This window comes from Burkholderia sp. AcTa6-5, assembly GCF_017815075.1.
GTDB classification, from domain to species: Bacteria; Pseudomonadota; Gammaproteobacteria; order Burkholderiales; family Burkholderiaceae; genus Burkholderia; species Burkholderia sola.
Genome location: NZ_JAGIQE010000001.1, coordinates 290,715 through 314,823, shown reverse-complemented (window position 1 = coordinate 314,823; position 24,109 = coordinate 290,715). Strand labels below are relative to the sequence as shown.

General features: G+C 68.3%; 20 protein-coding genes. 13 read left to right on the top strand and 7 right to left on the bottom strand.

Annotated features, from left to right (window positions below; all coding sequences use genetic code 11):
- Window positions 1-47: 47 nt before the first annotated feature.
- The 3 genes from J8I33_RS01300 to J8I33_RS01290 are packed head-to-tail and all read right to left on the bottom strand — an operon-like array spanning window position 48 to window position 4,875.
- Window positions 48-1,307 (bottom strand): cytochrome c, encoded by a 1,260-nt coding sequence (locus tag J8I33_RS01300; RefSeq protein ID WP_124630227.1) that lies wholly within the window; start codon window positions 1,305-1,307, stop codon window positions 48-50.
- Window positions 1,304-2,002, bottom strand: coding sequence for a (2Fe-2S)-binding protein (locus J8I33_RS01295; protein WP_209928691.1), 699 nt, complete (start codon window positions 2,000-2,002; stop codon window positions 1,304-1,306). The genes J8I33_RS01300 and J8I33_RS01295 overlap by 4 nt, the downstream gene beginning before the upstream one ends.
- A complete protein-coding gene (locus tag J8I33_RS01290; RefSeq protein WP_209928688.1) occupies window positions 1,999-4,875 on the bottom strand; it encodes a molybdopterin cofactor-binding domain-containing protein in 2,877 nt (958 codons plus the stop codon). The genes J8I33_RS01295 and J8I33_RS01290 overlap by 4 nt, the downstream gene beginning before the upstream one ends.
- A gap of 453 nt (window positions 4,876-5,328) precedes the next feature.
- Here J8I33_RS01290 and J8I33_RS01285 point away from each other — a divergent pair, with 453 nt between their 5' ends.
- The 3 genes from J8I33_RS01285 to J8I33_RS01275 all read left to right on the top strand — a co-directional run bounded on the left by J8I33_RS01285 (window position 5,329) and on the right by J8I33_RS01275 (window position 8,697).
- Window positions 5,329-6,885, top strand: coding sequence for a sensor domain-containing diguanylate cyclase (locus tag J8I33_RS01285; RefSeq protein ID WP_209932696.1), 1,557 nt, complete (start codon window positions 5,329-5,331; stop codon window positions 6,883-6,885).
- Window positions 6,886-7,138: 253 nt separating this feature from the next.
- Window positions 7,139-7,414 (top strand): hypothetical protein, encoded by a 276-nt coding sequence (locus J8I33_RS01280; RefSeq protein ID WP_050014069.1) that lies wholly within the window; start codon window positions 7,139-7,141, stop codon window positions 7,412-7,414.
- A 248-nt stretch (window positions 7,415-7,662) separates the two neighbouring features.
- Window positions 7,663-8,697: a succinylglutamate desuccinylase/aspartoacylase family protein gene (locus tag J8I33_RS01275; RefSeq protein WP_050014070.1), complete on the top strand. Its 1,035-nt coding sequence runs from the start codon at window positions 7,663-7,665 to the stop codon at window positions 8,695-8,697.
- A 67-nt stretch (window positions 8,698-8,764) separates the two neighbouring features.
- Here the strand turns inward: J8I33_RS01275 and J8I33_RS01270 are convergent, their stop codons facing one another.
- Window positions 8,765-9,835, bottom strand: a complete 1,071-nt coding sequence (locus J8I33_RS01270; RefSeq protein ID WP_209932692.1) for a hypothetical protein — start codon at window positions 9,833-9,835, stop codon at window positions 8,765-8,767.
- Window positions 9,836-10,049: 214 nt separating this feature from the next.
- On the opposite strand from J8I33_RS01270, the gene J8I33_RS01265 reads away from it, so the two are divergent.
- Window positions 10,050-10,973 carry a recombination-associated protein RdgC gene (locus J8I33_RS01265; protein WP_124639837.1) on the top strand — a complete coding sequence of 308 codons (924 nt, stop codon included), beginning with the start codon at window positions 10,050-10,052 and terminating at the stop codon, window positions 10,971-10,973.
- A 125-nt stretch (window positions 10,974-11,098) separates the two neighbouring features.
- Here J8I33_RS01265 and J8I33_RS01260 read toward each other — a convergent pair whose 3' ends face one another.
- Window positions 11,099-11,434, bottom strand: a complete 336-nt coding sequence (locus J8I33_RS01260) for a hypothetical protein (RefSeq protein ID WP_209932690.1) — start codon at window positions 11,432-11,434, stop codon at window positions 11,099-11,101.
- An 11-nt stretch (window positions 11,435-11,445) separates the two neighbouring features.
- On the opposite strand from J8I33_RS01260, the gene J8I33_RS01255 reads away from it, so the two are divergent.
- From J8I33_RS01255 to J8I33_RS01230, 6 genes are all read left to right on the top strand, one after another.
- The gene (locus J8I33_RS01255; protein WP_124593377.1) at window positions 11,446-12,006 is read left to right on the top strand and encodes a GNAT family N-acetyltransferase; all 561 of its coding nucleotides are present in this window, start codon (window positions 11,446-11,448) and stop codon (window positions 12,004-12,006) included.
- Between the two features lie 57 nt (window positions 12,007-12,063).
- Window positions 12,064-13,017: an ABC transporter substrate-binding protein gene (locus J8I33_RS01250; protein ID WP_050014077.1), complete on the top strand. Its 954-nt coding sequence runs from the start codon at window positions 12,064-12,066 to the stop codon at window positions 13,015-13,017.
- 46 nt (window positions 13,018-13,063) lie between these two features.
- Complete coding sequence (locus J8I33_RS01245) at window positions 13,064-14,113, top strand: LLM class flavin-dependent oxidoreductase (RefSeq protein ID WP_209932688.1); 1,050 nt, start codon at window positions 13,064-13,066, stop codon at window positions 14,111-14,113.
- 10 nt (window positions 14,114-14,123) lie between these two features.
- Window positions 14,124-15,476, top strand: a complete 1,353-nt coding sequence (locus tag J8I33_RS01240) for an LLM class flavin-dependent oxidoreductase (protein ID WP_209932686.1) — start codon at window positions 14,124-14,126, stop codon at window positions 15,474-15,476.
- 68 nt (window positions 15,477-15,544) lie between these two features.
- Window positions 15,545-17,344: an amino acid ABC transporter permease/ATP-binding protein gene (locus J8I33_RS01235; protein WP_209932684.1), complete on the top strand. Its 1,800-nt coding sequence runs from the start codon at window positions 15,545-15,547 to the stop codon at window positions 17,342-17,344.
- Window positions 17,345-17,378: 34 nt separating this feature from the next.
- Complete coding sequence (locus J8I33_RS01230; RefSeq protein ID WP_209932682.1) at window positions 17,379-18,311, top strand: ABC transporter substrate-binding protein; 933 nt, start codon at window positions 17,379-17,381, stop codon at window positions 18,309-18,311.
- A gap of 70 nt (window positions 18,312-18,381) precedes the next feature.
- On the opposite strand, the gene J8I33_RS01225 is transcribed toward J8I33_RS01230, so the two are convergent.
- Window positions 18,382-19,476 carry an LLM class flavin-dependent oxidoreductase gene (locus tag J8I33_RS01225; protein WP_209932680.1) on the bottom strand — a complete coding sequence of 365 codons (1,095 nt, stop codon included), beginning with the start codon at window positions 19,474-19,476 and terminating at the stop codon, window positions 18,382-18,384.
- Window positions 19,477-19,546: 70 nt separating this feature from the next.
- Window positions 19,547-20,506: an ABC transporter substrate-binding protein gene (locus tag J8I33_RS01220; protein ID WP_050014082.1), complete on the bottom strand. Its 960-nt coding sequence runs from the start codon at window positions 20,504-20,506 to the stop codon at window positions 19,547-19,549.
- 306 nt (window positions 20,507-20,812) lie between these two features.
- Here J8I33_RS01220 and J8I33_RS01215 point away from each other — a divergent pair, with 306 nt between their 5' ends.
- The 3 genes from J8I33_RS01215 (at window position 20,813) to J8I33_RS01205 (ending at window position 24,059) form a co-directional block, all read left to right on the top strand.
- Window positions 20,813-21,730 (top strand): alpha/beta hydrolase, encoded by a 918-nt coding sequence (locus J8I33_RS01215; protein ID WP_209932675.1) that lies wholly within the window; start codon window positions 20,813-20,815, stop codon window positions 21,728-21,730.
- Window positions 21,727-22,158 (top strand): MarR family transcriptional regulator, encoded by a 432-nt coding sequence (locus J8I33_RS01210; RefSeq protein WP_209932673.1) that lies wholly within the window; start codon window positions 21,727-21,729, stop codon window positions 22,156-22,158. Before J8I33_RS01215 ends, J8I33_RS01210 begins: the two co-directional genes overlap by 4 nt.
- Before the next feature lie 455 nt (window positions 22,159-22,613).
- A complete protein-coding gene (locus J8I33_RS01205; protein WP_209928663.1) occupies window positions 22,614-24,059 on the top strand; it encodes an exo-alpha-sialidase in 1,446 nt (481 codons plus the stop codon).
- Window positions 24,060-24,109 lie beyond the last annotated feature (50 nt).

The following is a 24,109-nucleotide window of genomic DNA, read 5'->3' as shown; positions in this document are numbered from 1 at the left end:
ACCGGAAGCCGGCTGCTCGCGCGCGGTGCACTACCCCGAGACGCGACTCAACGCATCGCCTTCACGTCGGCCGGCGTGACGCTCGCGGGCTGGCCGCCCCATGTCGCGCGCAGATAGTTCGCGAGCTGCGCGAGTTCGTCGTCGCTCAGCGTTTTCGCGAAACCCGGCATCGGCTGCAGGTTTTCGAAGCCGGCAAACTTCTGCTCGTCGATGCCATCGAGCATCGCGACCAGCAGATTGCGCGAGTCGGCCTGACGCACCGTCGAATTGCCGTTCATCGGCACCGCCACGTGCGGCTTGCCTTCGCCGTTGAAGCCGTGACAGCCCGCGCACACCGCGAGATACACCGAGCGGCCGGCCGCCAGTTGCGCGGCATCGGCCGACACCGGCTTCACCGGTTGCGGCGCGGGCGGCGTATCGCCGAGCAGGTACGTCGACAGGCCGCGCAGGTCGTCCTTCGTCAGGTATTGCGTGCTCAGATGCACGACCGGATACATCTCGCCGAACGCCGAGCCTTGCGGCGCGATGCCGACGCCGAAGAACGTCTGCAGGTCGGTGCCCGTCCAGCCGCGCGCGGCGAGGCCGGCCGGCGTGATGTCGGGCGCGGCCACGCGGCCGAGCGCGGCGCCCGCGAACGGCTTCGCGCCGTCGAGCTGGCCCGTGAACGCGCGCGGCGTGTGGCATTCCGCGCAGTGACCGAGTGCGCCCGCGAGATAGCGGCCGCGCTGCCAGTCGGCGGATTGTCCGGCCGATGCATCCGGCAGACTGTCCTTCAGGAACAGCATGTCCCAGAAGACCATGCCGAAGCGCAGGTTGTACGGGAACTTCAGGTCGTGCGCGCGGTTTTCCTGCGCGACAGGTTTGACCGTCATCAGGTACGCGTACATCGCGTCGGCGTCGGCGCGCGTGAGCTGCCGGTACGACGTGTACGGCATCGACGGATACAGGCGCTTACCCGGCGCCTTGCCGTCGTGCAGCGCGGCGTAGAAATCGTCCGCGCTCCAGCCGCCGATCCCGTGATCCTTGTCGGGCGTGATGTTCGAGCCGTAGAACGTGCCGAACGGCGATTCGAGCGCCGCGCCGCCGGCGAACGGCGCACCGTCCTTCGCGGTGTGGCACGCCGCGCAGTCGGCGGCCTTGACGAGATAGCGCCCGCGCGCGACCGCGTCGGCACCGGGCGCGCCGGACGCCGCGCTCGACGCCGGCGCGTCGTGGCCGCCGCACGCGGCGAGCAGCAGCGCGAAGGACGCCGCGAGCGCGGGCAGGCCCGCGGCCCGCGCGGCACGATGAGCGAATGTGCGTTTCATGGCGCTTCCTTCACGAGTCCCGGCGTCGTCAGCACCACGTCCTTGACGGCTTCGTAGTAGCGGACATAGCCCGTGCAGCGACAGAGGTGTGCGTCGAGCGCGTCGGTGATCGTGCGTTCCACGTCGGCCTTCGCGATCGGCTCGCGCTTCAGGCGCTCGATCAGCACGGTCGCCGCGTTGACGAAGCCCGGCGTGCAATAGCCGCACTGGAAGCTGAAGTGCTCGAGGAACTTCTGCTGGATCGGCGACAGCTCGACCACCTCGCCGGCTTCATTGCGCTTCGCGTGGCCTTCGATCGTGCGGATCGAACGGCCGTGGAAGAAGTGCGCGCCGGTGATGCACGTGCGCATTTCGTCGCTCGTGCCGTCCGGCTTGTCGACGATCACGACGCACGCGTGGCAGATGCCCTGCCCGCAGCCGAGCCGCGAACCGGTGAGGCCCAGGTACTCGTGCAGGAACTCGATCATCATCAGCCCTTCCGGCACCTGCATCGGGCCGACCGACTTGCCGTTGATGTTGAGCGACAGCGGCTTCTGCTGGAACCGGACGAGCGGACGCTCGACGGGCGCCGCAGCGAGTGCAGCCGGTGCGACGGGCACGGATGCCGGAGCGGCCGAAGCCGCGTTCGACGCGGACGCGCCGGTCGCAGCCGCGCCGGCGCTCGCGGGCGAAGCCGCGGTTTGGGCGGTCGTCATGCGAGCACCTCCTGAATCTTTTGCGGGGTCACCGGCAGGTCGGTGAAACGATGGCCGATCGCGTGCGCGATGCCGTTCACGATCGCGCCGACGACGGGAATCATCACCACTTCGGCGACGCCCTTCGGCGGATCGGTCTCGGACAGCGGCGGCAGCACGTCGCCCGTCTGCGTCCATACGGCGACGTCGGACGCGCGCGGCAACTGGTAACGGTTGAAGTTCCACGTGCCGTTGCCGGGGCCGTCCTCGTAGAGCGGCAGATACTCGTGCAGCGCATGGCCGATGCCCATCGCGAGACCGCCCTGCAACTGGCCCGATACGAGTTGCGGCGAAATCTGGTTCCCGCATTCCATGATCGAGTGATGCGTGAGCAGCTCGACCTTGCCGGTCGCTTCGTGCACGGCCAGCTCGACGAGCGTGCCCACCGCCGTGTAGTACGTGACGGCCGCGTTGTTGCGGCTCGTCGGCGGGACGAACACGCGCTTGCGATCGAGCACGCGATAGCCGTTCGCGGTCGGCGGCAGCGTGCCGCGCAGCGCGGTCGCGCCGGCTGGTGCGGCGGTGCCCGGCAGCGGGCCGTCGTCGCCGGTCTTCGGCGCGCCGACGCGCAGCGACAGCCCGTCGATCGGCAGACGCTCGACCGCGCCGCCCACTTCGAATTCGGCGTCGGTCCACTGCCAGCGGTTGAACACGTGCACGACGGCGCCGGTCGGCAGGCCGAGCGCATGCGCCTGCTTCGCGAGCTGCTCGAACGTCAGCGGCTCGAGGCCGTCGGCGGTCAGCTTGCCGTCGACCCAGCGCGCGTCCTCGATGCGGATCGTGTACGGCGCGGCCTGGCCGCCGCCGAGGCCGCGCGTCCAGATCGACATCGCGGCCGGCCACAGCCCGTAGCGGAACACGGCGCGCGCGGCTTCGCGCGTGCTGTGCGTGAAGTAGTACGCGGAGTTCGTCGCGCTCGACGGCGACGCATAGCCGGGCGACCAGCGCGGGTTCGCGCTCAGGCGGTCCTGATCGGCCTGCGACATCAGGTACGGGTCGCCGCTCGTCTCGACCGGCAGGTCCGGCCATTCGGTCAGCGCGACGCGCACGTCGGTCGCCGGACGGCCGAGCCATTTCGCGACCGCGACGGCCTGAGACGTCGACATCCCGGTGCCGATCTCGGCCGCCGTGTGTTGCAGCGACACCTTGCCGTGCGCGTCGAATTCGACCTTCGCGAACGACGCTTCCGCACCCGTGCCGAAATCCTTCTGCACGCACGCGAAGCCGACGCCGTAGCGCTTGCCCGGATGCGCCGCCTCGAATTCGGCCTTGCGCGCGGCACGACGCGTCCACAGCGGATGCTGCTTCGCGCGCTCGAGCACTTCGTCGACGCGCAGCGCGCCGGCGGGAATCGCCCCCTGTGTGTTCTTCATTCCCGAACGCAGCGCGTTGCGCAGCCGGAAGTCGATCGGGTCGATGTTCAATTGCGCGGCGATCTCGTCGACCGCCATCTCGGTCGCGGCCATGCTCTGCAGCGTGCCGTAGCCGCGCGCGGAACCGGCGTCGATCGCGCGCGACGCGATCGCGACGGCCGCGAGGTCGCTCTTCGGGAAGTAGTAGATCGATTGCGCGGCCGTGGCGCCGACCATCGCGACCGACGGCGAGAAGTTCGAGCGCCCCCCGCCGTTCGCCTCGAAGTCGCCCTTGAACGACTGCAGCAGGCCCGTGTTGCGGTCGACCGCGATCCGGTAATGCATCTTGAACGCGTGACGCTTCAGCGACGTCTGGAACTGCTCGTAGCGATCGTTCGCGAAACGCACCGGGCGGCCGTCCGCGTACAGCGCGCAGACGAGGCCGTAGAACGGCACGTTGAAGTGATCCTTCGAGCCGTAGCCGACCGTGTAGCACGGATGCACGAACAGCTTCTTCACCGGGAAGCGGCATTTCGCGACCATCTCGGCCGCGTTCTCCGACACTTCCAGCGGCGACTGGGTCGGCACGACGAGATGCAGCGATTGCGTCGCGGCGTCGTACCAGCAGTTCGCGTTGTCGGGCTCGAGCGCGGCCGTGTCGACCGACTGCGTGTTGTATTCGCGGTCGAACACGAGCCAGTCGGCCGACGGCTGGTCGAGTTCGGCGGCGATCTGCCCGGCGAGGAACATGCCCTGCTCGTCTAGCTTGCCGTGCTCCTTGCCGTCCGGCCAGACCGGCAGATGCTTGCGCATCATGCTCGGGAAGATCGGCGCGTCCTTCAGGCTCGAATAGACGTCGTCGTCATAAGCCGTCTTGCCGCCCACGCGCACGTAGCGGAAGGTGCCCCACGGATCGCGCTCGAGCGGGCCCGTGACCGCGCCGTAGCGGATCACGTCGTCGCGGAACTTCAGCGCGTTCTTCGCGAAGCGAAAGCGCGCGAAGTCGTGATAGATCAGGATCGCGACCGCATGGCCGAGATACGCGGGCGTCTTGCCGGCCGGCAACAGCATGTCGTCGCCGTAGAACGCCGGGAACGCGACGCCGTCGCGCGCGAGATCGTCGGCCGTGACCACGCGGTCCGGTTTCAGCTCGTCGCCGAGCAGCGACAGGTCGAAGCCCTCGTACGTGCGGTCGGCCTGCGTGACGCGCAGGATCAGCGCGTGCGACTGCTGCTGCGGCCAGTGCGGCATGTCGGCCGCGCGCACGTCGCGGGCGAACACTTTCGAGCCCGTGACCTTCGCGATGCCGTCGATGCGGAATTGGGGGATGCCGGTGACGCTATCCCATTTGACGGGTGTGAGGAGTTTTTCTTCGAAGAGCGCCGCGAACGCGCGGCTGCCGATGGGCGCGACATACACCGCGACGCCCGCCAGCACGCTGGCTTTCAGAAAACCCCGCCGTGACAGGCCGTGGTTTTTCATTTGGGGGGAACCTCCTGAGGCGGCTCGGACGGCGATCGGGTGTCGCGGCGTCCGGAGCGGCGCGCATTCTGGCATTGTTTTGGATATATCGCCTATAGTATTTCCCGCATGAAATACTTATTGGAATTCTTATAGCGGTTTTCAGCCGGGCTGCGGCGGGTGGTCGCAGCGGCGATTCGTTTGCGGTTTGCTTGCGGCGGAGGCAGTCGCGCCGGCTTCGGCGGCCGCCGCACATCGTTCCGTTCGCAACGAACGCTGCGTTCGCGCCGCCGCATCCGCAAGCCCCCGCCGCCGGGGCTGACAACCCGCGCACGAGACGATGCGCGGCGCCGCCAACCGGCCCGCGACGCCGGTTTTTCGTGGTAATGTCGTGCGCATCCGGCTCGGCCGGGCTTCCGCCACGTGCCGTGCGGAGCCGCCAGCCATCGCAACATCGTGTCGAGGTCGACAATCATGGCAGTCAGGGCGTCTCTCCTGAACTCCGTTCTCGCCACTCCCCCCTCCGGCAACCACCGCGTGACGGCCGCGCTGCGTCCGTCGATGCTCGTGACGCTGTTCGAGGACATCCGCCCGATGGCACTGTCCGGGCTCGGGAGCGGTTTCGTCGCGGCCGTCGCACTGATGCGGCTGCAGCAGCTGTGGTGCCTCGCGTGGCTCGTCCTGGACGTCGGCCTGCTCATTGCGCGCCTGTGGATCGTACGAGCCTACACGGTGCGGCGCGACGCAGGCGACGATCGCATCGAGTACTGGGCGATGCGCTATGCGCCGGTGTCGCTCGTCGCGTGCTTCGTGCTCGGCCTGGGCGTGATGGGCTGCGTGCAGGCCGCGGACGTCGAGCTCGGCACGCTGTCCGTGATGGTCGCGGGCGGCGTGTTCGGCGGAATCGCGTCGCGCAATTCGGCGCTGCCGCGGCTCGCGATGACGCAGGTCGTGCTCGGCGTGCTGCCGATCGGCGTCGGCGCGCTGCTGGCGCCGCGAACCGGCGCGTGGCTGCTCGTGCCGCCGCTCGCGATCTATCTGGCGGCGATGCGTACGGTCGTGCAGCGCCACTACCGCGTGCTGGTCGCGCTGATCGCCGCGCGCCAGCGCAACGCCGAACTCGTCGCGCGCTTCGACGCCGCCCTCACCTACATGCCGCACGGCCTGTGCATGATCGACGGCGACAGCCGCGTGATCGTCGCGAACCGGCGCACCGCACAACTGTTCGGCTCGCCGCGCGAGATCATGCTCGATACGCCGCTGCCGGCAGTGGTCGCCGCGCTCGGCACGCATGCCGTGACCGATCCCGGCGGCGCCGGCCTCGCCGCGCAGTGCGATGCATGGCTGAACCGCGCCGAGTCCGGGCCGCTCGACATCGTGCTCGCCGACGGCCGCCAGCTCGAACTGACGCGCCACCGCGTGCCGGACGGCAACGCGGTGATCATCGTCGAGGACGTCACCGCGCGCCGCCAGACCGAACGACAGATCCGGCACCTCGCGCGGCACGACGCGCTGACGGGGTTGCCGAACCGCCACGAACTGCATGCGGCGCTCAAGCGGATGCTCGCGCGCCGGCCGCGGCTGCCGAGCCCCGCGCTCGCCGTCATGTATCTCGACCTCGACGGCTTCAAGTCGATCAACGATCGCTTCGGCCACCAGGCCGGCGACGAAGTGCTCACGCAGGTCGCCGAGCGGCTCGGCAAGACGCTGCCGCCGGGCGAGCTCGCCGCACGCATCGGCGGCGACGAATTCGTCGTCGCGATCGACGACACGACGATGCAGGCGTGCTCGATCCTCGCCGCGCGGATCATCCGGCAGATTTCCGCGCCGTACGCGCTGTCGATCGGCGAGACCGTCTGCATCGGCATCAGCATCGGCATCGCGCTCGACGACGGGCACGGCTCGCCCGACGAGCTGATCCAGCACGCCGACAGCGCGCTGTACGACGCGAAGTCGGCCGGCAAGGGCATCTACTGCTTTTACTCGAGCGGCAGCGGCAGCCGCCGCATGGCGCCGGCCGCCACGACCTGAGCCGCCGACGCGCGCCGCGCCTCCGCCCTTTCCCGGCCTGCCGCCGCCTCCCGACGATTCAATTCCGAAACGCTTTGCGGGTTCGCACGTGACGCCGCGCGTTCGCATGTCACGTGACGTGTTCCGTAACATCGCCGTCCGGCGCCCCGCACGATGACGGCAGAAGCCCGCACGATCGAGGCCGAGCGCGGTATTTACCGGCTGGCATTCTTATTGCTCCTTGATGGGGAAAGAACGTTTCAGGGAGCTCACCATGAATACCGTCGACGTCCTCGCGCGAACCGAAATCATCGACGAACAGGCGGTGATCGACGGCGCATCGCTGATCCGCCGGCTCGTGTCCGACCGCCGGATGCCGGCCGCGTACGATGCCGCATGCATCGACAATCCGCCGCTCACGCTGTACGGCGCGTTTCGCCAGGGCGTCGCCGATCACGCCGCGCGGCGTGCGAATCCGTATCGCGCCGGCAGCCGTTTCTGGGCACTGTGGGAAGAAGGACGTCTCGAAGCTGAAACATCCGGCCGGTAAGCCGGTCGTACGCGCCGGCCCTGTCGCGACAAGGGATCGGCGCGAAACGCGACGCGCGAATGCAGCCGGCTGGCGCACCGGCATGCGTTCATCGCTGCAACATCGCGCGGCCGCGCGTGGAGGGCCGCCAACGCACGGCAACGCGCCCGGCCGCGGCCGCGCGTCTCGCGGTCGATCCCGCCCCGCCCGCCGCGCGCGGCCGGTTTCCCCTATAAGATGGCAGATTCCGTTCATCGAACGATACCGCCATGACCGCCTCTTCCTCTCCGCGAAATCCCATCCACTGCGAAATCGATCTCGACGCGCAAGGCAAGCACGCGGGCTACCTGCGGCTACCGCACTCCGTGCACCGCTCCGCCTACGGCTGGCTGCCGATTCCGATCGCGTCGATCCGCAACGGCGACGGCCCGGTCGCGCTCGTGATGGCCGGCAACCACGGCGACGAGTACGAAGGCCAGATTATCGTGTCGCAGCTGATGCGCGAGATCGAACCCGACATGGTCAGCGGCCAGTTGATCCTGCTGCCGATGGCGAATTTCCCGGCGGCGGATGCGGGCCTGCGCGTGTCGCCGCTCGACGAAGGCAACCTGAACCGCAGTTTTCCCGGCGACCCGACCGGCACGCCGACGCAGATGATTGCTCACTACATCGAGCACGCGCTGCTGTCGCGCGCGCAGTATCTGGTCGATCTGCATTCGGGCGGCAGCTCGCTGCTGTACCAGGGCGGCAACATGCTCGCGATCGATCCGCTCGATGCCGACGAAGCCGAGAAGCTCAACGGGCTGCTGGTCGCGTTCGGGTTGCAGAACGCGCTGCTGCACGCGCCGAATCCCGTGCATTCGGCATCGGCCGCGCGTCGGCAAGGCGCGATCTCGATCGTCACCGAACTCGGCGGCGCCGGCATGGCTGATCCGTCGCTGATCCGGCTCGGCCGCCACGGGCTGCTGCATTACCTCGGCTATATCGGCCTGCTGCATGGCGCGCTCGTGCCCGACGCGCCGCCGACCGTCACGCGTTTCATGCGCGTCGACGGCGATCGTCATTTCGTCTATGCGTACGAGCGCGGGCTGTACGAGCCGCTCGTCGAACTCGGCGACCAGGTGAAAGCCGGCCAGCCGGCCGCGTGGGTGCATTTCCCCGATACGCCGTTACGCGAACCGGTGCTGCACCGGTTCAACGGCGATGGCGAAGTGGTGTGCAAGCGGGTGCCCGCGCAGGTCCAGCGCGGGGATTGTCTGTTTCAGTTGGCGGAATTGTCGACGCCGCCGCGCGTCATCGAGTGAGGAACGCGACTCGCGTGTTCGGGACCGTCGTACGCCAACGCCGACGCCGGTGCGTACACGCGGACCGTCAGTCGGATGACGCCGGCGACTCATTGCCCTGCGCAACGCCGCATTGATGGCAATGCGGGAAGAAGAAGAAATTCCGGCCACCGCATTCGCATACGTTGAAAAGCCTCAATCCGCAATGCACGCAGAACGTGGAGTCGTCGCCGCCGAGATTCCATTGTTTGTCGCATGACGGGCAACGCTTTTTCTCGAGCGACCGGACGGCTTTTTCGTATCCGATTGTCCGCGCGCGTTCGCCCCGATCCTGCTGCAATTCGAGCCGTTTGCGCTCGGCATAGCGCTGAAAGGCCTTCATCATGTAAAGGCCGGCGAATACCGTCAGCACGATACCGACCAGGACCCGCACATAGCCGCCGAAATTCGGCAGGTACGGCACCAGTTCAATGAAAAACGCGCTCAATGCAAACAGGCCGAAACCGTACACGAACGGCCAGTAGCGCGCCTTCCGACAGCGGATGAACAGCCAGGTCGCAACCAGCAGGATCGGCAGCGTCAGCGCCAGTCGCAGCCCGAACACCTGCATCTCGTAGCGCCGCGTTGCGTCGTCGAAGCGCCGTTCGGCGGCTGCGTCCGCTTCGGCGATTTGCGTGTCGACTTGAGCCTGCTGCGATGCCAGTGCCCGTTGCTGGTCGCCGATCGCATCGATCTGATGCTGCCAGTTGACCACCACGGCCTGGAGCGTATCGAGCGTGCGCGTTCTCGCCAGAATGTCCGGGTCCCTCGTCCCGTCACCTGTCACCGCGCGGGTGGCCAGCCAGTTGCGGAAGCTTTCCTTCTCGGCCGCGTATTCCTTCGCGGCGCGGCCGCGCGCCACTTCCATCGTGTCGGCCTTCTCGGCAAGCGCGTCGCGCTGCGCCCGCAACTGGCGCCGCGCCGCGTCCAGCCGCGCTTTTGCCGGCGCGTCGGCGAATTGCTCGATGACGGGCGGCCCGCCCCTCGGGGCGAACGCCATGTCGCGGATCACGAGACTGCCGAGCATGTTCAGAAAGACGGCGAAGATGATCGCAATCGCCCAGGAGGCGAGTCGCAGGAGCCGCGCCGGGCTGGTCAGGCCGTCGCCGGAAGTCATCATTGTTTTTTTCCCGTTGTTCGACTGGTTTCCATTGTCATCAATCTTGATGCAACCGTCGATTGTCTCTTTTTCGATAGCGGACAGTCATCTCGACATTTCCGGAGGAACGTGCGGGTTTAGCTCGATGAGTTCTCGGGCTAACGAGGCATCAAATGTCCGCAACTGGCCGCTACTCGCCTCGTCAGCTAGAATGACGCGCTTTGCCCGTACGCCTATGTGGTTCAAGAACCTTCAGCTTCACCGTCTTCCCGCACCCTGGGCCGTTACCGCCGACCAGATGGAAAAATGGCTGGCGCCCCACGCGTTCCAGCCGGGCAGCAGCGTCGAAATGCAGCGCGCCGGATGGGCGTCGCCGCGTGACGACGGCGCGCTCGTGTATTCGAACAACCGGCAGATGCTGCTGCTGTTTCGTGCCGAAAAGAAGCTGCTGCCGGCGTCGGTCGTCAATCAGGTGACCAAAGCGCGTGCGCTCGAAATCGAGGAGCAGCAGGGCTTCAAGGTCGGCCGCAAGCAAATGCGCGAACTCAAGGAACAGGTGACCGACGAACTGCTGCCGCGCGCGTTCAGCATTCGCCGCGATACCCGCGTGTGGATCGACACGGCGAACGGCTGGCTCGTCATCGATGCGGCTGCGCAGGCGCTTGCCGACGACGTTCGCAGCCTGCTCGTCAAATCGATCGACCAACTGCCGCTCGCCGGCGTTCAGGTGGCGCGCTCGCCGGTCGCCGCGATGACGGACTGGCTGCTGTCCGGCGACGCGCCGGGCGGATTCACCGTGGACCAGGACGCCGAGTTGCGTTCGACCGGTGAAGGCGGCGCCACGGTGCGATACGTGGGCCACGCGCTGGAAGCGAACGACATGCGCCGGCACATCGAAGCCGGCAAACAGTGCATGCGCCTCGCGATGACCTGGGATGACCGGATCTCGTTCGTGCTGACACCGTCGCTGACGATCAAGCGCGTCACGCCGCTCGACGTGATCAAGGAGGCGGCGGACCCGACCGCGCAGAATGACGATGAACGCTTCGATTCGGACTTCACGCTGATGACGGGTGAGTTGGCGCGGATGCTGACCAGTCTTGTCGAGATCCTGGGGGGCGATCGGCAGGACGCGATTCCTCAGGCGGCGGCAGCCTGAACGCCGCCGTCGTCGTCGATCGTCGCCCCGCGCTGACCCGACAATTCGGGGAGAACCCGTCGCCACGCTGGCGGCGGGCCTCGGCCGAGCGCTCGCGATCCTGACGAGCCAGCCTCGAATCGGCCTCACCAGTCGGCCGTCGAAACGACGACACCGCGCCAATCCTCGGCGATCATCCACGTCTTACACACCTCGAACGGGCATGGCCGCCACCCCGCCCGTTCGCCCCACCCCACTTCTCCTGCAAGCCTTCTTCCACCTTCGTCGAAATCCTTATCGAAATTGCTTCGTTCGTCTTTGCCGGCCGCGCCGCTAACGTGTTCAAAACGGCGGCGGCGCGCCCGATGCATCGCACGAAGCACGACAGCCGCCGCCATCACGACAACTGCGTCGCGATAACGGAACGGACCGGATGGGCCGCGTGCCCGCACCCCGCCAGGAACGTCCGCATCGCGCGCCATTCGCGATGCCCATGGCCACGAACGACCGCATCATCGACACGACGCCGCTCGACGTCCGCGCGCAGCCGCTGATCGACGCACTGATCGACGAGTATTCGACCCGTTACGACGCATACCGCCCCGACAGCCGCGCGTCGGCCCGCGACGAACTCGCGCGCTACCCGGCCGAACTGTTCGCGCCGCCCGAAGGCGCGTTCGTGCTGTTGCTGCGCGACGGCGAGACGATCGGCGGCGGCGCGTTCAAGCGCTACGACGCGCAGACCGCCGAACTGAAACGCATCTGGACGCGCATCGACCTGCGCCGCCAGGGCCTCGCGCGGCGCATCGTCGAAGCGCTCGAACTGCGCGCCGCACAGCAGGGTTATCGCCGTCTCTACCTGACGACCGGCTTTCGCCAGCCCGAAGCGTGGGCGCTGTACGACCGCACCGGCTACACGCGGCTGTTCGATGCGTCGATCGATCCCGAAGCGTATTTCCACCTGCGTTTCGGCAAGGATCTCGTCGATCCGTCGCGCACGTCGACGCTGGCCGACCTGTGGGCGCCCGTGCCCGAAGCGGCACTGCCGCGCTGATCGCACGGCACCCGTTCCGCTTTCAACGATTCCCCGCTTCCACGACAGGACGTTTTCATGCATCGAGCCGTACCGCTTTCATCCCGTGCCGTGCGCACGCTGGCCGCCGCGCTGATCGGCCTGAGCGCCTTCGCCGCCGCGATGGCCGCGGCCGCCGCGACCTTCGACCTGAGCCCCGAGCAGCGCGGCCGCCCGCGTGGCGCGGCCGATGCGGCGGTCGAGCGGGCGGTACCCGCGTCGTTCAAGTTCGCCGAGCCCGGCACGCTGACGATCGGCATCGCGCCGAGCCTGCCGCCGATCAGTTCGTATGCGACCGACGCACGCACGGTGATCGGCTTCGATGCCGACGTCGGCCAGCTCGTGTCCGACAGCCTCGGCCGCAAGCTGAAGATCGTCGCGCTCGCGTGGGCCGACTGGCCGCTCGCGCTCGAATCCGGGAAAGTCGACGCGGTGATCTCGAACGTGACCGTCACCGAGGAACGCAAGCAGAAGTTCGATTTCTCGACCTACCGCAAGGATCAGGTCGGCTTCTACGTGCGCAACGACAGCAAGATCCAGTCGATCCGCGAGCCGAAGGACGTCGCGGGGCTGCGCGTCGTGACCGACGCCGGCACCAACCAGGAAAAGATCCTGCTCGCGTGGGACCGCGACAACGTCGCGCACGGGCTGAAACCCGTGCAGATCCAGTACTACGACGACCAGGCGATGCGCATCGTCGCCGTGCAGTCGGGCCGGGCCGACGTGGTGTTCAGCGTGAACTCGGTGCTCGCGTATCAAAGCGCGCAGCAAGGCAAGACGCGGCTCGTCGGCGCGATCAGCGGCGGCTGGCCGCGCACGGCCGACATCGCGATCGCGACGCGTCGCGGCAGCGGCCTCGCCGATCCGCTGACCGTCGCGCTGAACGGGCTGATCAAGAATGGCCGCTATCAGCAGGTGCTCGACCGCTGGAACCTCGCGTCCGAAGCGATCGACCAGTCGCGCACGAATCCGCCCGGGCTGCCGAAAAGCTGAGCGCCCGCAACCGTCCATCCACGCTCACGCAGGAACGCCGCTCACCATGTCTTATTCGCTTTCGTTGCTGGACAAGAGTCCGATCGCCGACGGCGCGAACGCCGCCGATGCGCTGCGCTTCACCACGACGCTCGCGCAACGCGCCGAACAGCTCGGCTACGAACGCTTCTGGGTCGCCGAGCATCACGGCACGCCGGGGTTCGCGAGCTCGGCGCCGGAGATCGTCGTCGCGCACCTGCTCGCGCACACGTCGCGCATCCGCATCGGCTCGGGCGGCGTGATGCTGCAGCACTACAGCCCGTTCAAGGTCGCCGAGACGTTCAAGCTGCTGGCCGCGCTCGCGCCGGGCCGCGTCGATCTCGGGATCGGCAAGGCGCCCGGGGGGCTGCCGCTGACCACGCGCGCGCTGCAGTGGTTCCACGACAAGACGCGCAAGCCCGATTTCGCGGGGCAGCTCGCGGAGCTCGACGCGTTTCTCCGCTGGGGCGTGGCAGAAGATCATCCGCTCGCTGGCGCGGTCGCGATGCCGGTGCCGCCGCAGTTGCCCGAACGCATCCTGCTCGGCGGCTCGCCGGATAGCGGCGCGCTCGCCGCGCGCAACGGCTGGCGCTTCTGCTACGCGGGCCATTTCAACGGCGACGACGCGAATCTCGAACGCTCGCTCGACGCGTACCGCAGCGCGGGCGGCGAGAAGCCGCTCGTCGCGCTGTACGCGGTCGCCGCGCCGACGCGCGACGAGGCCGAGCGGCTGATCGGGCCGCTGAAGATCTTCAAGCTGCAGTTCGCGGGCGGCCAGAGCTTCAATCTCGGCAGCGCGCAGGCCGCCGCGGAATTCGCGCGGCAAAGCGGCGCGTCCGACTACCGGATCGACGAGTTGCGCCCGACGGTGCTGGCCGATACGCCCGAGCGCGTGCATCGTGCGCTCGACGCACTGAGCCGGCGGCTCGACGTCGACGCGTTCGTGATCGATTCGCCGGTATCCGACTATGCGGCGCGTCTCGCGTCGGCCGAATGGCTCGGCGGCGCGCTGTCCACCACGCCGTTGCAGGCGGCCTTCGCGGCCGACCGCTCCCTCTCCCCTGACCAGAACGCGTGACGCTCTCATCATGACGACCCGACGATCGATCCCTTTCGGCCTGATGCTGCAAGGCGCAGGCAGCCACATGAATGCGTGGCGGCATCCGAGCAATCCGCCCGACGCAAGCATCAACCTCGACTTCGCGATCGGCGTCGCGCGCAAGGCGGAAGCCGCCGGCGTCGCGTTCGCGTTCGTCGCGGACGGCCTCTACATCAACGAGAAATCGATCCCGCACTTCCTGAACCGCTTCGAGCCGCTGACCGTGCTGTCGGCGCTCGCGGTCGCGACGAAGAAGATCGGGCTCGCGGGCACGATTTCGACGTCGTACAGCGAACCGTTCACGGTCGCGCGCCAGCTCGCGTCGCTCGACGCGATCAGCGGCGGGCGCGCGGGCTGGAACGTCGTGACGACGCCGCTCGAAGGCACTGCGAAGAATTACGGCAAGGCGCACCCGGATCACGAACTGCGCTACGAGATCGCCGACGAATATCTCGACGTCGTGCAGGGTCTGTGGGACAGCTGGGACGACGATGCATTCGTGCGCGATCGCGCGACCGGCCGCTTCTTCGACCGCGACAAGCTGCATACGCTCGATCACCACGGCCGCTTCTTCCAGGTCGCGGGCCCGCTGAACATCCAGCGCTCGCCGCAGGGGCAGCCGGTGATCTTCCAGGCCGGCTCGTCCGATACCGGCATCGGCCTCGCGGGCAAATACGCGGATGCCGTGTTCACGCATTCGCCGTCGATCGACGAAACGGCCGCGTTCACGCGGCGCGTGAAACAGAGCGCCATCGAGCACGGGCGGCAGGCCGGCGACGTGAAGATCTTCCCGGGCGTCGGGCCGATCGTCGGCCGCACGGCCGCCGAAGCGGAGGACAAGTACCAGGCGATCCGCGACCTGCTGACCATCGACGAAGCGCTCGCGTACCTCGGCCGCTATTTCGATCACCACGATTTCACGCAGTACGCGCTCGACGCGCCGTTCCCGGAACTCGGCGAGCTCGGCCGCAACAGCTTCCGCTCGACCACCGACCGCATCAAGGCCGATGCGAAACAGAAAGGCCTGACGCTGCGCGAGACGGCGCTCGCGGTCGCGACGCCGCGCCCGAACTTCATCGGCACGGCCGAGCACGTCGCCGACGAACTGATCCGCTGGCACGACGCGGGCGCCGGCGACGGCTTCATCCTCGGTTTTCCGGTGCAGGCGCAGGGCGTCAACGATTTCATCGAGCTCGTGATTCCGGTGCTCGAGGCGCGCGGCCGCTACAGCCGCGACCTGCCCGGCGCCACGCTGCGCGACCACCTCGGTCTGCCGCGCAAGGCGAGCCGCTACGCGACGCCTGGCGCCGCACAGGAAGCGGCCGCCGAAGCGCACGCTTGACGCCGCCGCGCCGCCCGTGCGCGGCGCGGCGCATCTGCCCGATCGATCGATTCGAGGATTCCCACGACATGAGCGACACGACCCACCTCGGCGGCGCGCTGCCGCCGCTCTCTTCCCCCGGCACACGCGAGCCCGGCACGCATGTGCGGATCGTGCCCGCGCGCCACCGGTCGCGCACGGCCGGCACCGTGCTCGCGCTCGTGCTGATCGCGATCACGCTGCATTCGATCCTCGGCAATCCGCAATGGGGCTGGCCTGTGTTCGCCGAATGGTTCCTGTCGCCGCCCGTGCTGTCGGGGCTCGCGCGCACGCTGGTGCTGACGCTGCTCGGCGCGGTGTTCGGCTTCGTGCTCGGCGCGTTCGTCGCGCTGGCCCGGCTGTCGCGTTCGCGCCTGCTGTCCGCCAGCGCCTGGACCTTCGTGTGGCTGTTCCGCTCGATTCCGCTGATCGTGCTGCTGCTGATCCTGAACAACCTCGGCTACCTGTACGAGCATGTGCGGCTCGGCGTGCCGTTCACCGACATCGTGTGGTTCGACACGCCGACCACCGATCTGATCAGCCCGTTCCTCGCGGCCGTGCTCGGCCTCACGCTGAACCACGCGGCGTTTTCCGCGGAAGTGATCCGCGGCGGCATTCTCGCGGTCGACCAGGGGCAGCTCGAAGCCGCCGCCGCGCTCGGGCTGCCGCGCGGCCGGCAGACGTCGCGGATCGTGCTGCCGCAGGCGATGCGCGCGATCCTGCCGACTGCGTTCAACGATCTGATCTCGCTCGCGAAAGGCACGTCGATGGTGTACGTGCTCGCGATGCCGGAGCTGTTCTACACGGTGCAGGTGATCTACCGCCGCAACCTCGAAGTGATTCCGCTGCTGATGGTCGCGACCGTCTGGTACCTGATCATCCTGACCGCGCTGTCCGCGATCCAGGTGCAGGTCGAGCGGCACTATGCGCGCGGCGCGCTGCGCAATCCGCCACCGTCCGTGGTCACGTTCGCGCTCGCGCGCATAGCCGGGCTTTGGCGGCGTGTCGCATCGCGCCGCGCGGCATCGATCGCGCAGGCACGCAGCGATGCCGGCACGCGCGCCGATACCGCGGCGGCCGTGTCGCGCACCGGCGGCGAAGTGGCCGTGCATGGCGTGTCGAAGCAGTTCGGCATGCAGCGCGTGCTCGACAACGTATCGTTCGTCGCGCCGCGCGGCAGCGTGACCGTGATCGTCGGGCCGTCGGGCTCCGGCAAGTCGACGCTGCTGCGCACGATCAACCATCTCGAACGCGTCGACGACGGTTTCATCGACATCGACGGCGAACTGATCGGCTATCGCCGCGACGGCGACGTGCTGCACGAATTGAGCGAACGCGATGTGCTGAAGCGACGCACGGCCGTCGGCATGGTGTTCCAGAACTTCAACCTGTTCCCTCACCTGACGGTGCTCGAGAACCTGATCGAAGCGCCGATTGCCGTCGCCGGCGTGACGCGCGATGCCGCCGAGCACACCGCGCGCACGCTGCTCGCGCGGGTCGGCCTCGCGGATAGAGCCGATGCGTACCCGCGCCAGTTGTCCGGCGGCCAGCAGCAACGCGTCGCGATCGCGCGGGCGCTCGCGTTGCGACCGAAGGTGCTGCTGTTCGACGAACCGACGTCGGCGCTCGATCCCGAACTCGTCAACGAAGTGCTCGACGTGATCAAGGAACTCGCGCGCTCGGGCACGACGCTCGTGATCGTCACGCACGAGATCGGCTTCGCACGCGAAGTCGCGGACAACGTGCTGTTCATGGAACGCGGGCGCATCGTCGAGGCCGGGCCGCCCGCCGTCGTGCTCGACGCGCCGTCGCATTCGCGCACCCGTGCGTTCCTGTCGCGGGTGCTGTGATGCGCGCCGCTTCCCACCTGCGAGGTGCCGCGCGATGACCGATCGACGCCGATTCATCACGGCCGCGCTGGTCGCGGCATCGGGCCTGCCGTGGCATGCGGCGCGCGCGGCGGCCGCCACCGCCGATCTTGATCCGCGCCAGGCCGGCCGCCCACGCGCCGGCCCCGACGACGCGGCCATCCGCGCGGCAAGCGGCTACCACTGGGTGCGCGACGGCGCGTTCACGGTCGCGATCTCGCCGCATGCACCGCCGGTGTCGACCTATGCGACCGACGCGCGCACCGTGGTCGGCGCCGATCCCGACTATGCGCAGCTCGTCGCCGACGCGCTCGGCCGCACGCTCGTGCTGGTGCCGATCGCGTGGGCCGACTGGCCGCTCGGGCTGACGTCCGGCAAGTACGACGCGGTGATCTCGAACGTCGGCGTGACCGAGAAGCGCAAGGAGAAATACGATTTCACGACCTACCGGCTCGGGCTGCACGGCTTCTACGTGCGCACCGCCAGCCCGATCGCGAAGATCGCGGAGCCGAAGGACGTCGCGGGTTTGAGGATCATCACCGGCGCCGGCACGAGCCAGGAGCGCATCCTGCTCGAATGGAGCAAGCGCAACGTCGCGCAGGGGCTGAAGCCGGCCGAGCTGCTCTATTTCGACGACGATGCGACCGCGCGCGTCGCGCTGCTGTCGGGACGCGCGGATGCGGAGCTGAACCCGAACGCGTCGCTCGCGTACGAGGCCGCGCGAAGCGGCAAAATTCGCCGTGTCGGCGTCGTCAATGCCGGCTGGCCGGCGAATGCGGATGTGGCGATCGCGACGCGTCGCGGCAGCGGGCTCGCGCCCGCGCTGACGCTCGCGACCAATGCGCTGATCGGCAACGGCCGCTACGGACAGGCGCTCGCGCGCTGGGGGTTGCAGAGCGAGGCGATCGCGCGGGCGGAGACCAATCCGCCGGGGTTGCCGTCGTTTTGAGCGTTCAATGCACTCGCCCCGGCATGCCGTGACGGCGATGCCGGGGCGATTCGACTCACTGCTTGTTCGCCTACGCCGACACCGCGTCCCGATACCGGTCGAGCTCCGCGACATGCGCATGAATCGCCGGAATCAGCTCGCGCCCGTAAGCCAGCGCATCGTCGAGCGGATCGAAACCGCGAATCAGGAACGTCGATACGCCGAGCCGGTAATACGCGCCCAGCGCCCGCGCGACCTGCTCGGGCGTGCCGACCAGCGCGGTCGAATTCCAGCGCGCGCCGGTCAGGTTCGCGACGCCCATCCACAGCCGCTCGTCGACCACGTCGCCCTGCGCGGCGGCCGCCATCAGCCGCTGCGAGCCCGCATTCTGCGGCGCGTGACCCGCGATCGGCTGGCCGTTCGCGATCCGCGCCGCGCGCACGCGCTCGCGGATCGCCTCGGCCTTTTCCCACGCGGCCGCCTCGGTATCGGCGACGATCGGCCGAAACGACACGCTGATGCGCGGCGCCCGCCCGAACGGCGCGGCAGCGGCACGCACGCGCGCGATCTGCTCGCGCACCGCGTCGAGCGGCTCGCCCCACGTCATGTAGACGTCCGCATGCTCACCGGCGACCGCGAGCGCGGCCGGCGACGAGCCGCCGAAGTAGATCGGCACGTGCGGCCGCTGCGCGCCCTTCACGACCGGCGACGCGCCGCGCAGCCGATAGAACGCGCCGTCGTGATCGACCGGCGCATCGGCCCGCCAGATCCGTTTCAGCACGTCGAGATATTCGCCGGTGCGGCGATAGCGCGCATCGTGCGGCACGAAATCGCCGTCGCGCTGCAGATCCGCATCGTCGCCGCCGGACACCACGTTCAGCGCGAGCCTGCCACCGCTGAACACGTCGAGCGTCGCGATCTGCCGCGCGGCGGCCGACGGCACGATCACGCCCGGCCGGTGCGCGAGCAGCAGCCGGATGCGTTCGGTCGCGGCGGCCGCGAACGACGCGACGATGAAGCCGTCCGCCGCGTTGCTGAAATGGCCGACCAGGATCTGGTCGAAGCCGGCCGCCTCGTGCGCCTGCGCGAAGCGGCGCACGTAGTCGGGCTGGACGGCCGCGCCGCCCGGTACGTCGACCTCCGCGCCGGGTGTCGCGGTGATCATGCCGATGATGTCGACTGGCATGTCGGGGTGTCCTTGGGCATGTCGATCGGGAATCGCGGAAATCGCGGGAATCGTGAAGCGGGCCGCACGGTCACTGCGCGGCTGCCGTCTTCTGCGCGAACGCACCCGCATACGAGCGGTCGAGCAGCTTCGACGTGTCGTACGCGGCCGGAATCACGCCGGACTTGTGCAGGAAGTCGGCCGTGTTCTGCGCATCCTTCGCGGCCGTTTCGTCGACCGGGCCGACGCGCTGTTTGGCATTGTTGAGCCAGCGATACGCGACGTCGGGTTCGAGATTCGCGCGTTTCGCCCACAGGTCCGCGTACTCGCGCGGATGACTGTCGACCCACTGGCGCGCGGCCACCACGCGCCGCAGGAAATCGGTGATCTCGGCGCGCTTGCCCGACGCGGCCTGCTCGTTCGCGGCGACGAAGCTCAGCGCGGGCATCAGCCCCTGCGCGGTCGTCACGGGCCGCGCGCCCTGCCGCAACGCGAGCGTGCTGACGAACGGTTCCCACAGCGATACCGCATCGACCGAACCGTTCGCGAGCGCGTTGGTCGCGTCGATCGGCATCAGGTACGCGTACTTCACCGAATCGGCGCGCAGGCCCGCATGTTCGAGCGCGCGCAGCACGAGCTGCTGGCTCCAGGCGCCGCGCCAAACCGCGATGGTCTTGCCCTGCAGGTCGGCCACGGTGCGCACCGGCGAGTTCTTCGGCACGAGGATCGCGACGCCGTCGAGGCTCTGCCGCGACACCGCGACGACCTTGACCGGCGCGCCGCGCGCGGCCAGCGTGAGCAGCGCGGAATCGCCGAGGAAGCCGATGTCGATCGCGTTGCCGTTCAGGCTTTCGGCCACCGGCGCGGCGGCCTGGAAGTGCTTCCACTCGATCGTGTAAGGCAGGTCTTTCAGCACGCCGGACGCTTCCATCGACGCCTGGATGTTGAAGTAGTTCTGTTCACCGACGCGCAGCGTGACGGTGTCTTTGGCGATGCCCGGCTGCGCGGCGAGCGCCAGCAAGAGCGCCGTGACGATTCGGCTCAACAACATGATCTCCCGGAAGGTTGGCGGGCAGCCGCGCGACCGCGGCGCCCTTTTGTCCGTTTCGTCCGCCGAGCGAAACCGCCGGCGAGACGGATGGAACCGGTGAAGATACGTCGATCCACTTCATGACACAAACGCAATATTCTTCTATGTAAAGATGCGAATGTTTTATGAAGCATTCGTCCATGAGCGGGGCTCGCCGCCGGCCGCCGCTTCGTGAATTTCGAACGATTCCTCGATATATATTTCGCACACGAAATAAATCCTGAACTATATTTCGCATACGAAATAACTGCCCGATCGAGGATGGCCATGACCTCCCAACCCATCGAGTTTTCCGCGGCCGACGGCTATGTGCTGCACGGCACGCTGTGGTCGCCGGACGCGACGCCGCGCGCGCTGGTCCTGATCCATCCGGCAACGGCCGTGCCCGAGCGGCTGTATGCGGGCTTCGCACGCTTCCTGACCGAGCGCGGTTTCGCGGCGCTGACCTACGACTATCGCGGCATCGGCGCATCGCGGCCCGCGCGCCTGGGCGCGCTGCGGGCCCGCATGCGCGACTGGATGGAGCTGGACGTGGGCGCCGCGACCGCATGGGCCCGGCACGCCTACGAAGGGCTGCCGCTGCTGGCGGTCGGCCATAGCGTCGGCGGACATGCGATCGGGCTGTCCGGCGCGACGCCGCATCTGCGCGCGGCCGTGCTGGTCGCCGCGCATGCGGGCAGCACGCGGCTGATCGCGCAGGCGGCCGAACGCGTGAAGGTCCGGCTCATCCTGCGCGTGCTCGGCCCGCTGATGTCCGCGCTGCTCGGCTACGTACCCGGCAAGCGGCTCGGGCTCGGCGAGGATCTACCGGCCGGCGTGTTCCGCGAATGGAGCCGCTGGACGACGCTGCCGCACTACTTCTTCGACGATCCGACGCTTGGCGCGGCCGAGCGCTTCTCGAAGCAGCAGTTGCCGATCCTCGCGCTCGGCTTCGACGACGATCCGTGGGCGAACCCGGCCGCGATCGGCCTGCTGGTAAGCTATCTGGCCCGCGCGAAGGTCGAACGCCGCCAGATCGATCCGCGCGCGGCGGGCAGCGGCCCGGTCGGGCACATGGGCTTCTTTCGCAGCCGGCCCGGCGCCGTGCTGTGGCCCGACGTCGCCGACTGGCTCGCGCAGGCAATCGACACGCCGCGCAGCGCGAGCCGTCCGTCCCTTTCCATTGCAGCCGGGAACCCAGCTTGAGCGAAGACCGACGACTGTTTTTCATGTTGAACATCGGCCAGCGGCGCGTGCAGCGCTGGATCGACCGCAACGCCGAAACCGACACGCGCGCGAGCGCCGCGCAGGCCGGCGCGCTGTTCTGCCTCGCGAAGCGGGACGGCGCACTGATCGGCGAAGTCGGCGCCGCGCTGCAGCTCGCGCCGTCCGCGATGACGGGGCTCGCCGACCGGATGGCGAAGGCCGGCCTCATCACGCGTCACGCCGATTCGGACGACGGCCGCGCAACGCGGCTCTATCTGACCGACGCAGGCCACGCGGCGCTCAAGCGTGCGCGCGTGCTGCTGCGCGAACTCAACGGCAAGCTGTGCGACGGGTTTTCCGACGACGAACTCGACGTCGTCGCGCGCTGGCTGCACGCGTTGCAGGAACGGTTTCCGGCAGAGCGCTGAGCAGCGCATCGCGCGCTGGCGACCGGCTCGCGCCGGCATCCATCGCAAGCGATTGCGATTCGCGTTTTCGATTCGATTTTCATGCCGCCGCAACGGCAAATCTTGCATGCCGGCCACCCGCTTCCGGCAACGCTTTCCGGCTACGTCCTGTTACAAAAAACCGCCTGTCGCGCGACATTCGAATCGCCTACATTGCAATCCACTTCGACACATTCGTCGCATGCCCTGACTGGCGTTCCCGTCGGGTCGACATCGCAGACACACCCGACAAGCATTGAAAACGAAGAGGAGTCTTAACCGAAGCGCTGGCGGCATCCAGCGCACGCGGATTGCGATGACTGAAGCGGCACGCTGAACCGGACGTCACGACGTGCGCGGCACGATCGGCCGCGCTTCGGTTCGCATTGCCTCGTCGTGCCCCGCCATCGCCCCCGCACCTCACCGAGGAGTCGTCCATGCGACGCATGATCGTGTCCCATCCGCTTGTCACCCGCCTGTCCGCCGCGATGGCGCTGGCCGCCGCTGCCGCCGCGCACGCCGACCCCGTCGTCGTGTCCGGCCCGAGCCCGTTCGCCGCGTGCACCATCGGCGGCCCGGGCACCAACTACGTGAATGCAGAAGTCGAACCGTGGCTCGCGGTCAACCCGGCGAACCCGAACAACATGATCGGCGTGTGGCAGCAGGACCGCTGGTCGAACGGCGGCGCCCACGGGCTCGTCGCCGGCTACACGTTCGATGCGGGCGCAACGTGGGCGCGCACGCCGCAGCCGTTCAGCGCCTGCGCGCCGGGCGGGCTCAAGTACGAGCGCGCGTCCGATCCGTGGGTCTCGTTCGGGCCGGAAGGCACCGCGTATTCGGTATCGATCTCGTTCAACCAGTCGAACAATGCCAACGCGGTCGGCGCGTCGGTGTCGACCGACGGCGGCCAGACATGGAGCAGCCCGGCCGTGCTGATCGCAAACGACGAACCGACGACGCAGTTCTTCAACGACAAGGAATCGGTGACCGCCAACCCGGTGAAGGCCGGCACCGCGTATGCGGTATGGGACCGCCTCGAGCTGCCGAACGGCAATCCGTACGCGAACCTGCACACGGCGGCGTACCGCGGGCCGACGCTGTTCTCGAAGACGACCGACGGCGGCAAGACGTGGAGCGCCGCGAAGGTCATCGTCGACGTGCCGTCGCGCCAGCAGACGATCGGCAACCAGATCGTCGTCGATCCGAAGAGCGGCACGCTCTACGATTTCTTCGACCTGATCCAGCCGCCGTTCAACAAGGCGGCCGGCAAGGTCGCGTTCGTCAAGTCGACCGACGACGGCGCGACGTGGACCAAGCCGCGGATCATCGCGGGGCTGCAGACGGTCGGCGTCACGGATCCGAACACCGGCGAACCCGTGCGCACCGGCGACATCATTCCGGAGCCGGCGATCGACCCGGCATCGGGCCAGCTCTACGTCGCGTGGCAGGACAGCCGCTTCAACGGCGGCACGTACGACGAGATCGCGCTATCGACCTCGAAGGACGGCGGCGCGACCTGGAGCGCGCCGCAACAGGTGAACACGCCGACCGGGCGCCCCGCGTTCAATCCCTCGGTGCGCGTCGACAACACGGGGGCGGTGATGGTCACGTACTACGACTTCCGCGACCTGCAGGCCGGCAACACGACGACGCTGCCGACCGGCTTCTGGCGCAAGATCTCGCACGACGCCGGCGCCACGTTCGCCGACGAGCGGCGCGTCGGCGGCCCGTTCGACATGAAGCTCGCGCCCAACGCCGAAGGGTTCTTCATCGGCGACTATCAGGGGCTCGACGTTCGCCCGTCGTCGTCGTTCCATCCGTTCTTCGTCCAGACCAACGCAGGCAACCTGACGAACCGCACCGACGTATTCTTCGCGCCGTGATGCGAGGATGACCGTCACGCCGCCGCCGCGACGCCATCCGTCGCGCGGCG

What these genes read in the sequence shown, in the direction of transcription:
- J8I33_RS01215 (WP_209932675.1), top strand. Translation starts at nt 20,813, where the DNA reads ATGACCTCCCAACCCATCGAGTTTTCCGCGGCCGACGGCTATGTGCTG.
- J8I33_RS01245 (WP_209932688.1), top strand. Translation starts at nt 13,064, where the DNA reads ATGTCTTATTCGCTTTCGTTGCTGGACAAGAGTCCGATCGCCGACGGC.
- J8I33_RS01290 (WP_209928688.1), bottom strand. Translation starts at nt 4,875, where the DNA reads ATGAAAAACCACGGCCTGTCACGGCGGGGTTTTCTGAAAGCCAGCGTG.
- J8I33_RS01235 (WP_209932684.1), top strand. Translation starts at nt 15,545, where the DNA reads ATGAGCGACACGACCCACCTCGGCGGCGCGCTGCCGCCGCTCTCTTCC.
- J8I33_RS01260 (WP_209932690.1), bottom strand. Translation starts at nt 11,434, where the DNA reads ATGGCGCGCGATGCGGACGTTCCTGGCGGGGTGCGGGCACGCGGCCCA.
- J8I33_RS01265 (WP_124639837.1), top strand. Translation starts at nt 10,050, where the DNA reads ATGTGGTTCAAGAACCTTCAGCTTCACCGTCTTCCCGCACCCTGGGCC.
- J8I33_RS01295 (WP_209928691.1), bottom strand. Translation starts at nt 2,002, where the DNA reads ATGACGACCGCCCAAACCGCGGCTTCGCCCGCGAGCGCCGGCGCGGCT.
- J8I33_RS01275 (WP_050014070.1), top strand. Translation starts at nt 7,663, where the DNA reads ATGACCGCCTCTTCCTCTCCGCGAAATCCCATCCACTGCGAAATCGAT.
- J8I33_RS01285 (WP_209932696.1), top strand. Translation starts at nt 5,329, where the DNA reads ATGGCAGTCAGGGCGTCTCTCCTGAACTCCGTTCTCGCCACTCCCCCC.
- J8I33_RS01230 (WP_209932682.1), top strand. Translation starts at nt 17,379, where the DNA reads ATGACCGATCGACGCCGATTCATCACGGCCGCGCTGGTCGCGGCATCG.
- J8I33_RS01240 (WP_209932686.1), top strand. Translation starts at nt 14,124, where the DNA reads ATGACGACCCGACGATCGATCCCTTTCGGCCTGATGCTGCAAGGCGCA.
- J8I33_RS01225 (WP_209932680.1), bottom strand. Translation starts at nt 19,476, where the DNA reads ATGCCAGTCGACATCATCGGCATGATCACCGCGACACCCGGCGCGGAG.
- J8I33_RS01300 (WP_124630227.1), bottom strand. Translation starts at nt 1,307, where the DNA reads ATGAAACGCACATTCGCTCATCGTGCCGCGCGGGCCGCGGGCCTGCCC.
- J8I33_RS01255 (WP_124593377.1), top strand. Translation starts at nt 11,446, where the DNA reads ATGGCCACGAACGACCGCATCATCGACACGACGCCGCTCGACGTCCGC.
- J8I33_RS01250 (WP_050014077.1), top strand. Translation starts at nt 12,064, where the DNA reads ATGCATCGAGCCGTACCGCTTTCATCCCGTGCCGTGCGCACGCTGGCC.
- J8I33_RS01270 (WP_209932692.1), bottom strand. Translation starts at nt 9,835, where the DNA reads ATGATGACTTCCGGCGACGGCCTGACCAGCCCGGCGCGGCTCCTGCGA.
- J8I33_RS01280 (WP_050014069.1), top strand. Translation starts at nt 7,139, where the DNA reads ATGAATACCGTCGACGTCCTCGCGCGAACCGAAATCATCGACGAACAG.
- J8I33_RS01220 (WP_050014082.1), bottom strand. Translation starts at nt 20,506, where the DNA reads ATGTTGTTGAGCCGAATCGTCACGGCGCTCTTGCTGGCGCTCGCCGCG.
- J8I33_RS01205 (WP_209928663.1), top strand. Translation starts at nt 22,614, where the DNA reads ATGCGACGCATGATCGTGTCCCATCCGCTTGTCACCCGCCTGTCCGCC.